Origin of the sequence: Pseudomonas sp. Pseusp97 (genome assembly GCF_047304025.1) — a bacterium.
Lineage (GTDB): Bacteria > Pseudomonadota > Gammaproteobacteria > Pseudomonadales > Pseudomonadaceae > Pseudomonas.
This window is the reverse complement of the sequence record NZ_JBGLYK010000052.1, coordinates 14,371-28,982: the sequence shown is the minus strand read 5'-3', so window position 1 is coordinate 28,982 and position 14,612 is coordinate 14,371. Positions and strand designations below refer to the sequence as shown.

Sequence of the window (14,612 nt, the reverse complement as noted above, 5' to 3'; positions counted from 1 at the left end):
CCCCCACCCCCCCCCCCCCCCCCCCGCTCACCCCGCCCGGCCCCCCCCCCCGCGCCCCGCCCCCCCCCCCCCCCCCCCCCCCGCGGGCGCCCCCCCCCCCTTTCTGCTTTTTTCAGCGCCGCAAATGACCCCGGGTTGATGGTCTGGCGCAGGAAGCGCTGTCGCGCCGCTCCTATCGTGTGGGAATTCTTGCCCGCCAATCGGAGCTTTCCGAGTCCTCTTTGAGTTTGCGCCTGACAGCGCTGGCGCTTTCGAATCAGCAGACTTTGCGAGTCGCTCGCTTTTCTTCAAGGCCTGCGCGAGATGCCACGGGGACAGTGATGTGGCTCGAATCGATCAGGTGCAGGTCCCCGGCTCCCTGATCACACTGCTGAGTGATCAACATGAAAAAGCTGCTCGTAGCTGCAATCGTCTCCACTGCTTCGTTCGGCGCGTTCGCCTATGACGCGCAGGTCAACTTCTCCGGTGAAGTGCTGGACCAGACCTGTGAGGTAAACGGCAACCTGGGGTCTACCGTCATCGACGTGACCCTGCCCAAGGTGAACAAGAGCTCCCTGGCCGGCGCCGCCAGCTGGGCCGGCAACACCCCATTCACCTTCAACCTGACCAACTGCCCGGTCAGCGCCACCAAGGCCAAGTGGGAGATCACCGGCCAGGTCGATAGCGCCGGCACCCTGACCAACACCGTGGCGGGCACCAACGCCACCGTGCGCCTGCTCGACCCGACCGGTGCCGCCATCAACATCAACACCGACGCCGGCTACAGCTTCACCCCGGCCGCCGATGGCAGCGCCACCCTGAAGTACATGGCCCAGTACTACTCCCAGGCCGGTTCCGCCACCGCGGGCCAGCTGAAGACCGTTGGCTACTGGACCCTGACCTACTGATTGCCGGGCGCCTTTCCGGCGCCGGTTGTTGGTTGCTACACCCGGGGGAGGGATGCATTCCACCTCACCCTCTCCCGGTCCTCAAAGGTATGAGCAATGGCAAGTCTGACTTCTAAATCCCTGTGGTTCGCCGGACTCCTCGCGGCGGCCAGCCTCTGGTCAGGGTTGGCCCAGGCCGGCATCGTGATCCAGGGTTCCCGTGTGGTGTACCCCGCAAAAGACCGGGAAGTGACCGTCAAGATGACCAATATCGGTGAACAGCCGTCACTGGTGCAGGCGTGGGTCGACAAGGGTAACGAGAAGCTGACCGCCGACAAGGCCGATGGTCCCTTCCTGATCACCCCGCCCATCACCCGTGTCGAAGCCAGGAAGGGGCAGTCGCTGCGCCTCGTCTACACCGGCGACGATGCCGCTTCCAAGAAGCAGGAAACCGTATTCTGGTTGAACATCCTGGACGTGCCGCCCTTGCCCAAGGATCAGGATGCCAACTTCCTTCAGGTCGCTGTCCGCTCGCGGCTGAAGATCTTCTACCGTCCCGACGGCCTGCCGGGCAACCCGAACCAGGCAGCGGAGAGCCTTAGCTGGTCCGTTGTGCCGGCCGGCAATGGTTACGCCATTCGCGCCCGTAACAACGCTGCATTCCACGTTTCCCTGGCCAGCATCCAACTGACCGCTGGCGGCAAGATCCACAGCGTCGGCAAGGATGAAGTGAAGATGGTTGCCCCGGGCGCCAGCGTGGATTTCCCCTTGAGCACCCTGACCGCGCAGCCCGGAGCCGGCGCCAAGGTCGACTACCAATGGGTGACTGACTACGGCGCGTTGAACCAGCACGAAAGCACCCTCTAAGCGTTCTTGCTCAGGGTCCGCCGGCAACGTCCGGCGGACCGCATTCAACCTGACTGATTCCCGCCCGCTTGGCTTTCCGCGCGGAGTGGATTTGTTCGTCCGAGAAAAGACGAACCACCGGAGAAATGATCATGGACATCAAGCAAGGTTCCCTCACGCGGTTGTTCCCGCGCTCGCCGCTGGCCGCCGCCGTTGCATCCCGAGGAGCGCTGCCTCTGGCCAAGGGGGGCTGCCTGCTCTTCGGCAGCCTGCTGATGTTCGGAGCGGTCGCCTCCCAGGCGGCCGATGCGGAAGGTGCAGCGCCGGTGGCCGGTTCGCAGGCTTTTGCCGCGTTCAACCCCAGCTTCTTCGACAACGGTGGCACCCGTCCAGGCGTCGACGTTTCCCGATTCGAGAATGGCGCACCGGTGGAGCCTGGCGAGTATCGCCTGGATGTCTATGTCAACGAGTCCTGGATAGGCCGCATGCCCATCCGCGCAGTGACCAATGGCAGCGGCAAGAGTGCGACATCGAACTACTGCGTCAGGGCTTCGCAATTCGGTGAACTGGGGGTCGACGTCACCAAGCTGCCCCCGGAGAAACAGAAGCTGATCACTGGTGATTGCATCGACTTCGCCTCAGTGGTGCCAGACGGTAAGATCGATGTCGACCTCTCCGAACTGACCGCGCGGGTCTCCATTCCGCAGCTTTATGCCGGTCGCCAGGTTCGTGGCTATGTCGACCCCTCGCAGTGGGATGGCGGCGTGACCGCTGGTTTCCTGAACTACGACACCAACCTCTACCGCACCGACAGCAACGGCACCAACTCCACCCAGAAATATGTCGGCATCAACGCCGGCATGAACATGGCCGACTGGCGACTGCGCTACAACGGCACGTACAACCACAGCAAGTCCGATGGCAGCCCGGCGCAGAGCGGCTACCAGTCACTCAGTACCTATGCCCAGCGCGACATCACCAGCCTGAAGTCCCAGTTCACGGCAGGTCAGTACTACACCCCCAGTGACCTGTTCGACTCGGTGCCTTTCGCCGGCGTCCAGTTGGCCAGCGACGACCGCATGCTGCCCGACTCTCAGCGCGGCTTCGCGCCGGACATTCGTGGTGTCGCTGACACCAACGCGCGGGTAAGGGTGAAGCAGGGTGAGAACGTCATCTACGAAACCACCGTCGCTCCCGGTCCGTTCGAGATCAACGATCTGTTCAACACCGGCTACGCCGGTGACCTGACGGTGGAAATCACCGAGGCCGACGGCCGCGTGAAGTCCTTCCTGGTGCCCTACGCCTCCATCAGTCAGTTGGTGCGGCCAGGCGTGTCGCGCTTCAGCCTGACTGGCGGCCAGTATCGCGACGACACGCTCGACCGCGAGCCGAACTTTGCCCAGGGCACCTACCAGTACGGCCTCAACAACCTCATGACGGCCTACACCGGCGGCATCGTGGCGAACTCCTACCAGGCGGCCCAGGGTGGTTTGGCCTTCAGTACTCCGTTCGGGGCTCTGGCCGCCGACGTGACCCAATCACACGCAACGGCGCTGCCAACCGAGCGCTATGGCATCAAGCCGGACATGAGTGGGCAGAGCTACCGGCTCACCTACAGCAAGTTGCTGGAGGCCACCTCCACCAACATGACCATCGCCGCCTACCGCTTCAACAGCGAGGACTACCTGAGCCTGCAGGACTATGCCCAGGTCTGGGGTCGGTTGAACGAGAAATACCAGTTCGACCGTCAGCGCAACCGTTTCCAGCTCAGCCTCAACCAGCCGGTGGGTGAGCGCAGTTCGCTGTACTTCAGTGGCTCCAAGCAGGACTACTGGAACCGCAGCGGCACCGATACCAGCTACCAGGCCGGCTACAGCACCGGTTTCAACTGGGGCTCCGTCAGCCTGAGCGCCGCCCGAACCAGTAACGCCAGCAGCGTTCGGGATGGTAGCCCGTCCAACAGCAGTGGCGGGGATTACGAGAATACCTACATGGTCAGCGTCAACGTGCCGATTGGCATGGACAGTGGCCGCTCGATGTCGTTGACCACCAACGTCAACGTGACTGATGACAAGAACAACACCGTTCAGAGCACCCTCAGCGGGACCACCGGCGAGGAGCGCCAGGTCAGCTACGCCGTGTTTGGCTCGCGTAACAAGAGCGACGGCGACAAGACCTACAACAGTGGCGCCAACCTCACCTACAACTCGCCCCATGCCATCTACAACGCCAACCTGAGCGGCGGCGACGGCTACAAGCAGGCCGGTTTCGGCGCGCGCGGCTCCATCGTGGCGCACCCCGGCGGCATCAACTTCAGCCAGAACCAGGGCGAGACGCTCGCCATCATCGAGGCCAAGGGGGCCGAAGGGGCTTCGATCAGTTCGAACGTTGGCGCCAAGGTCGCCAGCAACGGCTATGCGGTAGTGGGGGGGCCTTACGCCTTACCGCCAGAACGATGTTGAGATCGATCCGAAGGGAACGTCCAAGGACGTTGAACTACAGGTCACCTCGCAAAGCGTGGCGCCGCGCTACGGCTCCATCGTCATGCTCAAGTACCCCACCGTCAGCGGCGCACCGGTGCTGATGACAGTGAAGCGCGACGACGGCGAAGTGATTCCCCTGGGCGCCGAGGTGCTGGATGCCAAGGGCAACAATCTGTCCATGGTGGGGCAGGGCGGCCGCATCTTCCTGCGCGGCCTGGAGAGCAAGGGTGAGCTGATGGTGAAGTGGGGCGAGGGCTCCGGCCAGCGTTGCCAGATCGATTATCAGCTCCCTGTGAAGAGTGATAAGGACCAATCGTTCACCAAGGTGGACTCGACTTGTCGTGCGGTTCTGGACAAGCCTGCGATTGCGCAGCGCTGAGGTAAGTGATGTTTAAATTTATTGTGTCGTATATAGGTCCGGTTGTTAGGGTTGAAAAGTTTTTGAAGGCCTCGGTTCTAAATAATTTTTTGCGAGTATTTTTTAATTCGACGGTTTCGTTGCTTTTGCTGATGGTATCGATAAACAGTTATGCAGCTTGTTCCATGTTGGGAGGTTGGAACGTACCATCAAATATCACACTGAGTGGAAACGTTTCTGTTTCTCCTACTGCGGCCAATGGCACGGTTTTAGCTAGCTATACAAGCGCTGGGGATAAAACGGGATATGAGTTTGTCTGCTATAGCGGTCAATCAGATACTTTTAATGTCGGGTATTATTCAACCCCTTTGCCTGTATCGGGGTATTCGTCAGGTATATATAATACAGGGGTTTCTGGAGTCGGTGTAAAGGTGGTTCGTGGAGATAACGGGGCCGCAATTCCATTCAGCTTAAGCGTATACAATAAGGCTGGCGCGAATCAGACGCTTTGGGATTCGCCTACTCCATATTTCAAAGTGCAGTTTATAAAAACTGGCCCCATCGCCTCTGGCCTGATTTCCTCTGCAAACATTCCTTTGGCGAAGGCATACTTGGGGAGCGGGCCTACCATTTTCTATTTGGTTGTGAGCGGTTCAGTTAACTTCGTTGTGTCCGGATGCCAAGTGTCTGTTCCCAACGTGCCTCTGGGAACACATGAGGTCAGCGAACTCAGCTCCAACCCCTACACCGCTAATCCGTCCAGCTTCAGCGTTTCTTTGAACAATTGCCCACAAACGGTTCCGATCCGCTACCAAATAGACCAGATCACCGGGTACGCCAACCAGGCTCAATCAGTGGTCAATGTGACAGGCGGCGCCACGGGTGTGGGCGTACAGCTGCTCAAGTCAGATGGCACCACTCCTTCACCCATGGGCTCGCAGCAGCTTATAGGCTCTGGATCACTCGGTTATACGCTCTCGTTCAAAGCGCGTTATTTCAAGACGGGAACGACCGTGGGAGCTGGGGCGGCGAACGCAACCATGGGGTTGACGCTCTTCTATCAATGATACCTCGAAGAGTTCCCGAATTTATGTGGCGGCCAACTACAACTCTGGTCGACCGAGTCGAAATTGAGGTACCAATTATGAAGCACAACCCTATCTTGGTGCTCCTTTGGCTAGCGGCCAGTTCCAGTGCCTTTGCGTACGATACCCAGATAAACTTCAGCGGCTCGTTCATCAACTCGACCTGCAAGATCAATGGTGGCGCCATTCCTGCCAGCATGACCGTCACGCTGGGGCGGGCGGAGGCCAGAAAGTTTGGTGCCGCCGGGGATACCCAGATGAACAAGGACTTCACCATCAGCCTGAGTGACTGCACCGCTGCAACCACAACGGTGAAATGGGACAATATGGTCAACGTGGACGCCTCTACCGGTGCCCTGAAGAACACGGTTTCCGGCGGGAGTAATATCCAGATTCGTGTGCTGAATGGAACAGCACCGGTCAATATGGCCAGCGACAGTGGGCGCAGCTTTACCGGGACTTCTGCCCAGCTGGTCTATACGGCTCAGTATTACGCGAAGACAGTACCGGTCACGCCCGGCCAGGTCTCGACCTTTGGAACCATCACGCTTTCGTACAACTGAACCAGCAGCGTTCAATAGATGGACACAGAGAAACAGGCGCGTATGGCGCCTGTTGCTTTTATCAAGCGCTGCGCAATCGGGCGAGCAACTCCAGAGTCGGATATCCATCCGCGGGCTCGCCAAGGGACTGTTGGTAGGCTCGGATGGCCCGGCGGGTATTCCCGCCGATGATGCCGTCCGCAGTGCCCGGCTGGTAACCGTGCTGTGCCAGCAGTTGCTGTAACTCGACACGCTCGGAGCGGCTAAGTGGCGTGTCGCCCACCGGCCAGCTTCCTGCCAGTTGTCCGCCGCCCTTGAAGCTATCCGCGAGCAGGCCCACGGCGAGCGCGTAGGACGTCGAGTTGTTGTACTTGAGGATGGCGCGGAAGTTGTCGGTTACCAGGAACGCCGGGCCGCGGTAGCCGGCGGGCAGCAGCAGCGAGACGCTGGCTTGCGGGTCGCTCGGCAGGTTGCCGCTGGCGACCTTGATGCCCTGGCGCAGCCATTCGCTCATTGGCTTGCGGATTTCCATGTCGGCCTGGGCATAGTCGAATCCCGGCGGCAGGCGCACTTCGAAGCCCCAGCTCTGGCCGTGTTGCCAGCCGGAAGATTTCAGGTAGTTGGCGGTGGAGGCCAGTGCGTCCGGGGATGAACCCCAGATGTCGCGCCGGCCGTCGCCGTCGAAGTCCACGGCGTAGCGGTTGTAGGTGGTAGGGATGAACTGGGTCTGGCCCATGGCGCCGGCCCAGGAGCCAACCATGTTGCTGGCCGGCACGTCGCCGTGCTGGATGATCTGCAAGGCGCTGATCAACTGGTCACGGCCGAAGTCCGGGCGGCGGCCTTCATAGGCCAGGGTGGCGAGGGAGCGGATGACGTTCTTGGAGCCCATCTGCTGGCCGAAATTGCTTTCCATGCCCCAGATTGCCACCACGGCCTCGCGCTCGACTCCGTAGGTGCCGTCGATGCGTTGCAGGACCTCGGCATTTTCCAGGGCGCGATCCTGGCCGTTGCGCACTCGCGCGGGAGACACGGCGGTTTCCAGGTACTGCCAGACGGGGCGGGTGAATTCGGGTTGGCTGCGGTCGGCGGTGACGACCGACTCATCCGGCTCGATACCTTCGAAGGCCTTGTCGAAGGTCTGCGCGCTGATGCCGGCGGCGAGTGCCTGCACGCGGAAGCCGTCGCGCCACTGGGCGAAGCTCTGCGTGGGTTGTGCATGTTCCGCCGCGCTGCCCTTGGGCGGTGGCTCGGTGCAGGAGGTCAGCAGGCCGAAGCTGGCGAGGGACAGGGCGGCGACGAGCAGGCAGCGTTGGCCGACGACAGGTGAAACAGGCTTGCGCATTGCTCTCCTCGGGGATTGGCAGGCGAGCGGCCACCTTAGCATGGCCACTGTGACGCGTCTGCGTCGGGCAGAAGCGGCGGGTCTGCAGATTCGATGGCGCGGGCGGACGAAAATTCCCGAGGCAGCGAGGCACCCGTCGAACGGTGGCGTAGGCGCAGTCGTAGGAGCAACTGTCTTGTTCCGGATAAATCCGTGTCTTGGCCATCCCCCTCACCCCAGCCCTCTCCCTCAGGGAGAGGGGCTGATCGTGCCGGCTGACACCAACGTTCCATCCTGCACCGAACGGTCCCCTCTCCCCCTGGGAGAGGGCTAGGGTGAGGGCAGGCCCGATCACAGGGCCATTTCGTAGGAGCGGATCTTATCCGCGAATCCGGCCGGCAGGCGGGTATGTCGAGAATTGCACCGCTCTCGCGGTGATCGCGGAGAAGCTCCGCTCCTACGAGAGCAAAAGCCACCCTGGCGAGATTTATTGCTTGGGCTGGGTCCCGGTTTCCTGGTCGACCTTGGGCGCGCTCTGGTTCAGCTCCTTGAGCATGTCGTCGTAGGCGGCGCAGTCGTCCGGGCGCTGCTCGCTGGAACGGGACTTCTTCATTTCCGCGAGTTTTTCATTGAGCTTCTGCGCGCGCTGGGGATCGCTGCGGGTGACTTCGGTGACCTTGGCGGCGACTTGCTTGCCCTTGGCTTCGGCTTCCTGGTCGGAGCAGAACGCGTGGGCGGAGAGGCTGAAGGGGAGGGCTAGGATGGCGAGGATCAGGGGCGCTTTCATGTGTGGACCTCCATGGCTTGGCTGTCCGGTTGAAAGCGGAAGGGCGGGGGTGGTTCAGGTTTTCTGACGTTTCAGGCCGCCAGAAGCGAAGAAGCCTCCCAATTTCGGGAGGCTTCGCGGCGGTAGCTGCCTTTGCCTTTGAGCGGTTGCTCCTGGCGGCTGCGGAACAGTGGCTGTGCGACCAGGGTTTTGGCCTTGTTCGGCCGTTTGGATTTCTTCGCCATCTGCGTTTCCTCGTCTGGCTTGTCTCTCGGGCGCCGACCCAGTGTCGGCGCGCGAATCTTCCGCCTATCTGGCACGCTTGTCCAATGCCGCTGGTCTGCCGGCGGCCGGGCCAAGGCGGTGAATTGCCGTTCGGGGCTACGCTGGGACGACGGAGCTTTCCTACACCATGGACAAGAACGAGGATAGGACGATGAAGTTTCTCTGCATGATCTACTTCGACGAGCGCAAGGCGGCGGAGCTGCCCGAGGCCGAGCTGCGCGGCATCGTCGACGAGTGTATGACCTACAGCGAGCAACTGCGCCGCAGTGGCAACTACATTGCAGCCAATGCTCTGCTGCCGACGCCGACCGGGCGCACCTTGCGCGGACAGGGCGAAAAGCTCGCCGTCACTGACGGGCCGTTCGCCGAGACGCGGGAGCAGTTGGGCGGTTTCTACCTGATCGAGGCGCAGAGCATGGAGGAGGCGGAGCGCATAGCGGCGAAGATTCCGCCGGGACGGCTGGGGTGTGTGGAGGTGCGCCAGGTGCGGGAGTGGGAGTGAGCTGACGAGTGCGTGGTGCCGTGCGGTTCGCGAGCAAGCTCGCTCCTACGGTTGCCGGGAACTCCGGTTTTTTGTAGGAGCGAGCTTGCTCGCGAATCGGGGGCGAGTGATGGGTATCGCTGCGCTCCACGCCATCCTACGTTGAGCAGGTTGGGGGGAGAGCGTTATCCGCCGTCGGGTCTGTCGGCGGATAACCCGTCCCGGGTTATGCGCCCTACGGGTGGATTTCAGAGGCAGCCTAGGGGATTTCCTGGGTGGTGAAACAGGCCACGCTTCGAGCGGAAAGGTCCGGATTTGAGCCTTCAGATCAGTGAATTCTCCTACCTTCTTTTAGCCTTGAGGGCCTACGTGCGCGCTCGCTAGATTCCGTCTGCCACGGTCAATCCCGTGGACGGGTGTCGCAGCCCGGTATCGACAACAGGTGCGCACGTAACGCCTTTGCCCTCAAGTCAGACATCCTCCCGTCTGATACGAGATGCATCTATGGTGGGCCGTGCGGTGCAGGCTCACGCCTGGCCGGTTTTTGGCTCCTGTTCGCCGGTACTGCGACCTCCGCACGGTCCCGCCTCCCTAACTTGCGTCGCAGTGAGTTAGTGAGGCGGCTCTTCGCTGAATAAGGAGTGTTATTGCATGCACTATCCCCCTTTTACTCGCGCGCCCCGCCCACGGTTTCGTTTGCCCGCCGCACCTCTGCCGGAGGTGCGCCATGACTGAATTCCTGCCCGTCCCGCTGGAGTCGCGGCCCTACGAGGACGTGATGTTCATCAATGCCCTGGCTTCGGTCGAGCAACTGCGTGACGCTGCGCTGCGGCGGCTGACGGCGGTGGAAGACCTGCTGTGCCTGCTGGAGGACGATTCCGATCCGGGCCTGATCCGCGCGACGTCGCGGCTGGCTTCGGCGCTCTCGCCGCTGGTCAGCGAGGCGCGGCAGCTCTACGAGTTGGCACTGGACCGGCCGGCCGAGGCGCGAGGAAGTGCACGCAATGTGCTTCAGGGCGTAGACGCAGCGGGCCGCTGAATGGCGTAGGGCGTATAACGCGCCAGCGTTATACGCCGACAGCGGCGGATAACCTGTTCCAGGTTATGCGCCCTACTAAGGTATCGGCGGGCAGTCAGGCAGAAGGCAGGCTGATGCGCTGGCCGGCGACCAGCAGGGCGAGGCGGGCGAGGCTGTTCCAGACGTTGCCGGCGGCCTGGCCCTTGATCTGTGCGTCGATCAGTTGGGCGTCCTGCAGCATCTGGTTCCAGCGCTGCGCGGTGTGCCGCTGCAGGGCCTTGCTCATCAGCGGGCGGCGCTTGTCCCAGATGGGCGGGCGGCACTGGCTGAAGGCCTTGTCCAGCGGTACGCCCTGGCTGAACTGCTGGGCGAGGCTGGCGAGCACGCGGACTTCCCGGGCCAGGGCCCAGAGGATCACCGGCGGCTCCACGCCTTCGCCGCGCAGGCCTTCGAGCATGCGCAGGCAGTGGGCGGCTTCACCGTTGAGCGCCGCGTCGATCAGGCCGAAGACGTCGAATCGCGCGCTGTCCGCGACCGCGGCCTGCACGGTATCGGCGTCGATCTGCTGGCCATCGGCGAGCAGCTTGAGTTTCTCGATTTCCTGGGCGGCGGCCAGCAGGTTGCCTTCGACGCGCGCGGCGATCAGGTCCACCGCTTCCTGGCTGGCGGCCAGGCCGGCCTGGGACAGGCGCTGGCGAATCCACTGCGGCAGCTGGTGCGCGTCGATGGGCCAGATCTGGATGAACTGCGCGACGTCGCCGTCGATCAGGGCCTTGGCCCATTTGGTCTTCTGCGTGCTGCCGTCGAGCTTGGGCAGGCTGACCAGCAGGACGGTGTCTTCCGGCGGGCGCTGCAGGTATTCCTGGAGGATCGCCGCGCCCTTGTCGCCGGGCTTGCCGGACGGCAGGCGTAGCTCGATGAGGCGCTTTTCGGCGAACAGCGAGAGGCTGGCGCCGGCTTCGAGCAGCTGGCCCCAGTCGAAGTTGGCTTCGGCGTTGAACACCTGGCGCTCGCCAAAATCACGCAGGCGGCAGGCGGCGCGGATGGCGTCGCAGGCTTCCTGGCAGAGCAACGGTTCGTCCCCGCTGACCACGTAGACGGGCGCGAGGTTGCCTTGCAGGTGCTTGGCGAGTTGTCCGGGATTGAGCTTCATGATGAGAAAGGGGCCGGTTTGGCCGGCCCCTTGTCGCTTACTGCGCTTTCGGGAGTTCGATCGGCGACTGCTGCGGCTGAGACCGGGCAGCCTCGTCCGCGGCTTTCAGCGCATCCGCTTCGGCCTTGGCCTTGGCTTGCGCCTTGGCTTGCAGGTCGTCGAGCTGGGCCGGGGTGATCAGCTGCAGGCGGGTAACCATCTGCTGGACCAGGTCGCGGCGCATTTCGGCACGGATCTGCTGGGCTTCCTGGTCGGAACCGATCAGGTTGTTCTCGTCCTGCACGTAGACCTTGCGCACCTGCACCTGGTTGGCGAGCAGCAGCAGGTTGTCGGTGCCACGGATCTCGTAGCTCAGGGTGTTGGTCAGTTCGTTCTCCGCGCTGCGCGCCGAGCTGGTGTAGCTGACGCTGCGCTGGGTCACGTCTTCGCGGGCGAGGATCAGGTGGTACGGCGCACGCGAGATGACTTTCACGCCGCTGCCTTCAAGCACCTGCTTGAGCTGGGTGACGGTTTCGCCATAGGCGTTGCGCGCGCTCACATCGATTTCCTTGAGCGCAAAGTTCGTATCGCCCAGGCCGCGCAGTTGGAAACCGCAGGCACTCAGCACGCCGGTCAGGCCGATCAGCGCGAGGCTGGTCAGGATACGTTTCATCAAGCTTCCCTCACTCCTGTTGATCCGGTATGCCCGTGGCGAAGGTGCCACGGGCGAATGGGTCTTTTCCAGCGTTGCTTTTAGTTGGCGACGATATTGACCAGCTTGCCGGGCACCACGATGACCTTGCGGATGGTCAGGCCGTCGGTGAAGCGCAGCACGTTCTCATTGGCGCGCGCGGCCGCTTCGACGTCCTCGCGGCTGGCGCTGGCGGGCATTTCGATGTGGCCGCGCAGCTTGCCGTTGACCTGTACCACCAGTTGCAGGCTGTCCTGAACCAGGGCGGCTTCGTCGACCTGCGGCCAGCTGGCGTCGATGACGGCGCCGTCCTTGCCCAGCTCCTGCCAGACCACGTGGCAGATGTGCGGGGTGATCGGGGCGAGCAGCAGGGTGACGGTCTCCAGACCCTCCTGCAGCAGGGCGCGGTCGGTGGCGGATTCGCTCGGGGCCTTTTCCAGCACGTTCATCAGGGTCATCACGGCGGCGATGGCGGTGTTGAACTTGTGGTGCTGGCCCACGTCCTGGCTGGCCTGGCGGATGGCCAGGTGGATGGCGCGATGGATGGCCTTCTGCGCGTCGTCCAGCGCGGACTTGTCGACCGCGCGGGCAGGGCCTGCGTTGACGTGGGCCTGGGCCAGGCGCCAGACGCGGCGCAGGAAGCGGTTGGCGCCTTCGATGCCGGAGTCGGACCATTCGCAGCTCATGTCCGGCGGCGAGGCGAACATCATGAACAGGCGGCAGGTGTCGGCGCCGTAGGCATCGATCATCGCCTGCGGGTCCACGCCGTTGTTCTTGGACTTGGACATCTTCTCGGTGCCGCCGATTTCCACCGGCAGGCCGTCGCTCTTCAGGCGCGCGCCGATGACCTTGGCCTTGGCATCACGCTCGACTTCGACGTCGGCGGGGTTGAACCAGTCCTTGCTGCCGTTGGGATTGGTGCGGTAGTAGGTCTCGGCGACCACCATGCCCTGGGTCAGCAGGTTCTTGAACGGCTCGTCGGAGTCGATCAGGCCTTCGTCGCGCATCAGCTTGTGGAAGAAGCGCGCGTAGAGCAGGTGGAGGATGGCGTGCTCGATGCCACCGATGTACTGGTCGACCGGCAGCCAGTAGTTGGCCGCCTTCTTGTCCAGCATGCCGTCTTCGAACTGCGGGCAGGCGTAGCGGGCGAAGTACCAGGACGACTCGACGAAGGTGTCCATGGTGTCGGTTTCGCGCTTGGCCGGCTGGCCGCATTTCGGGCAGTTGCACTCGTAGAACGAGGGCAGTTTGGCCAGGGGCGAACCAGCGCCGTCCGGCACCACGTCCTCGGGCAGGACGACCGGCAGCTGGTCGGCCGGGACCGGCACGTCGCCGCAGGCGTCGCAGTGGATGATCGGGATCGGGCAGCCCCAGTAGCGCTGGCGGCTGATGCCCCAGTCGCGCAGGCGGAACTGGGTGCGCTGCTGGCCGAGGCCCTTGGCGGCAAGGTCGGCGCCGATGGCGTCGAACGCGGCCTGGTAGCCGAGGCCGTCGTACTTGCCGGAGTTGACGGTGACGACGCTGTCGTCCTTGAGGCCGTACCACTCTTTCCAGGCGGTCGGCTCGAAGTCGTTGTCGGCGCCGACCTGGGCGATCACCTGCTGGATCGGCAGGGCGTACTTGTTGGCGAATTCGAAGTCGCGCTCGTCGTGACCCGGCACGGCCATCACGGCGCCTTCGCCGTAGGTCATCAGGACGTAGTTGGCGATCCAGACCGGCAGTTTGTCGCCGGTCAGCGGATGCTCGACGAACAGGGAAGTGGCGACGCCTTTCTTCTCCTGGGTGGCGATGTCGGCTTCGGCGACGCCGCCGCGCTTGCATTCGTCGATGAACGCCAGCAGCGACGGATCGCGCTGGGCGGCCAGGGTGGCCAGCGGGTGTTCGGCGGCCACGGCAACGTAGGTGGCGCCCATCAGGGTGTCCGGACGGGTGGTGAAGACCTTCAGCTGGCCGGCTTCGCCGATGGAAGCCTGGTCATAGGGGAAGGCGATCTCCATGCCGCGGGACTTGCCGATCCAGTTGCGCTGCATGGTCTTGACCTGTTCGGGCCAGCCCGGCAGGTCGTCGAGGCTGGACAGCAGCTCTTCGGCGTAGGCGGTGATCTTGAAGTAGTACATCGGGATTTCGCGCTTCTCGATCAGCGCGCCCGAACGCCAGCCACGGCCGTCGATGACCTGCTCGTTGGCCAGCACGGTCTGGTCGACCGGGTCCCAGTTCACGGTGCCGTTCTTGCGGTAGATCACGCCCTTCTCGAACAGGCGGGTGAACAGCCACTGCTCCCAGCGGTAGTAGTCCGGCTTGCAGGTGGTGACTTCGCGGGTCCAGTCGATCGCCAGGCCCAGGCTGTTGAGCTGGGATTTCATGTAGGCGATGTTGTCGTAGGTCCAGGCCGCGGGAGCCACGTTGTTCTTCATCGCGGCGTTTTCCGCCGGCATGCCGAAGGCGTCCCAGCCCATCGGCTGCAGGACATTCTTGCCCTGCATGCGGTGGTAGCGGCTGATCACGTCACCGATGGTGTAGTTGCGCACGTGCCCCATGTGTAGCTTGCCGCTCGGATACGGGAACATCGACAGGCAGTAGAACTTCTCCTTGCCGGCGACTTCGTCGACGCGGAAGGAGTTGTGTTCGTTCCAGAAGTTCTGGGCCTGGGATTCGATCTCGAGAGGCTGGTATTGCTCGTGCATGGCGCGATTTGAACCTGTACGGAAAAGAAGTGTGCGGCCGGGAAGGTCGAGTGG

At 62.9% G+C, this 14,612-nt stretch carries 14 protein-coding genes; 8 read left to right on the top strand and 6 right to left on the bottom strand.

Annotated elements, in window-relative coordinates:
- The first annotated feature begins 383 nt into the window (after positions 1-383).
- The 6 genes from ACCC94_RS11855 to ACCC94_RS11830 all read left to right on the top strand — a co-directional run bounded on the left by ACCC94_RS11855 (position 384) and on the right by ACCC94_RS11830 (position 6,201).
- Positions 384-887, top strand: coding sequence for a fimbrial protein (locus ACCC94_RS11855; RefSeq protein ID WP_413349655.1), 504 nt, complete (start codon positions 384-386; stop codon positions 885-887).
- Positions 888-983: 96 nt separating this feature from the next.
- Positions 984-1,733 carry a molecular chaperone gene (locus ACCC94_RS11850; RefSeq protein ID WP_413349654.1) on the top strand — a complete coding sequence of 250 codons (750 nt, stop codon included), beginning with the start codon at positions 984-986 and terminating at the stop codon, positions 1,731-1,733.
- A 131-nt stretch (positions 1,734-1,864) separates the two neighbouring features.
- Positions 1,865-4,174, top strand: a complete 2,310-nt coding sequence (locus tag ACCC94_RS11845; RefSeq protein WP_413349653.1) for a fimbria/pilus outer membrane usher protein — start codon at positions 1,865-1,867, stop codon at positions 4,172-4,174.
- 55 nt (positions 4,175-4,229) lie between these two features.
- Positions 4,230-4,574: a FimD/PapC C-terminal domain-containing protein gene (locus tag ACCC94_RS11840; protein WP_413349652.1), complete on the top strand. Its 345-nt coding sequence runs from the start codon at positions 4,230-4,232 to the stop codon at positions 4,572-4,574.
- 8 nt (positions 4,575-4,582) lie between these two features.
- Positions 4,583-5,620, top strand: coding sequence for a fimbrial protein (locus ACCC94_RS11835; RefSeq protein WP_413349651.1), 1,038 nt, complete (start codon positions 4,583-4,585; stop codon positions 5,618-5,620).
- A gap of 77 nt (positions 5,621-5,697) precedes the next feature.
- Positions 5,698-6,201, top strand: a complete 504-nt coding sequence (locus tag ACCC94_RS11830) for a fimbrial protein (protein ID WP_413349650.1) — start codon at positions 5,698-5,700, stop codon at positions 6,199-6,201.
- A gap of 61 nt (positions 6,202-6,262) precedes the next feature.
- Here ACCC94_RS11830 and ACCC94_RS11825 read toward each other — a convergent pair whose 3' ends face one another.
- From ACCC94_RS11825 to arfA, 3 genes are all read right to left on the bottom strand, one after another.
- The gene (locus ACCC94_RS11825; protein WP_413349649.1) at positions 6,263-7,522 is read right to left on the bottom strand and encodes a lytic murein transglycosylase; all 1,260 of its coding nucleotides are present in this window, start codon (positions 7,520-7,522) and stop codon (positions 6,263-6,265) included.
- A gap of 466 nt (positions 7,523-7,988) precedes the next feature.
- Positions 7,989-8,288, bottom strand: a complete 300-nt coding sequence (locus ACCC94_RS11820; protein WP_413349648.1) for a hypothetical protein — start codon at positions 8,286-8,288, stop codon at positions 7,989-7,991.
- Positions 8,289-8,359: 71 nt separating this feature from the next.
- Complete coding sequence (gene arfA, locus ACCC94_RS11815; protein ID WP_413349647.1) at positions 8,360-8,512, bottom strand: alternative ribosome rescue factor ArfA; 153 nt, start codon at positions 8,510-8,512, stop codon at positions 8,360-8,362.
- Positions 8,513-8,703: 191 nt separating this feature from the next.
- On the opposite strand from arfA, the gene ACCC94_RS11810 reads away from it, so the two are divergent.
- Both ACCC94_RS11810 and ACCC94_RS11805 read left to right on the top strand, forming a co-directional pair.
- Positions 8,704-9,054 carry a YciI family protein gene (locus ACCC94_RS11810; protein ID WP_045215112.1) on the top strand — a complete coding sequence of 117 codons (351 nt, stop codon included), beginning with the start codon at positions 8,704-8,706 and terminating at the stop codon, positions 9,052-9,054.
- 706 nt (positions 9,055-9,760) lie between these two features.
- Positions 9,761-10,072 carry a hypothetical protein gene (locus ACCC94_RS11805; RefSeq protein ID WP_413349646.1) on the top strand — a complete coding sequence of 104 codons (312 nt, stop codon included), beginning with the start codon at positions 9,761-9,763 and terminating at the stop codon, positions 10,070-10,072.
- A 94-nt stretch (positions 10,073-10,166) separates the two neighbouring features.
- On the opposite strand, the gene holA is transcribed toward ACCC94_RS11805, so the two are convergent.
- The 3 genes from holA to leuS form a co-directional block, all read right to left on the bottom strand.
- Positions 10,167-11,204, bottom strand: coding sequence for a DNA polymerase III subunit delta (gene holA, locus ACCC94_RS11800; RefSeq protein WP_413349645.1), 1,038 nt, complete (start codon positions 11,202-11,204; stop codon positions 10,167-10,169).
- Positions 11,205-11,241: 37 nt separating this feature from the next.
- Positions 11,242-11,856 (bottom strand): LPS assembly lipoprotein LptE, encoded by a 615-nt coding sequence (lptE, locus tag ACCC94_RS11795; protein ID WP_413349644.1) that lies wholly within the window; start codon positions 11,854-11,856, stop codon positions 11,242-11,244.
- Positions 11,857-11,936: 80 nt separating this feature from the next.
- Positions 11,937-14,558: a leucine--tRNA ligase gene (leuS, locus tag ACCC94_RS11790; protein WP_413349643.1), complete on the bottom strand. Its 2,622-nt coding sequence runs from the start codon at positions 14,556-14,558 to the stop codon at positions 11,937-11,939.
- Positions 14,559-14,612 lie beyond the last annotated feature (54 nt).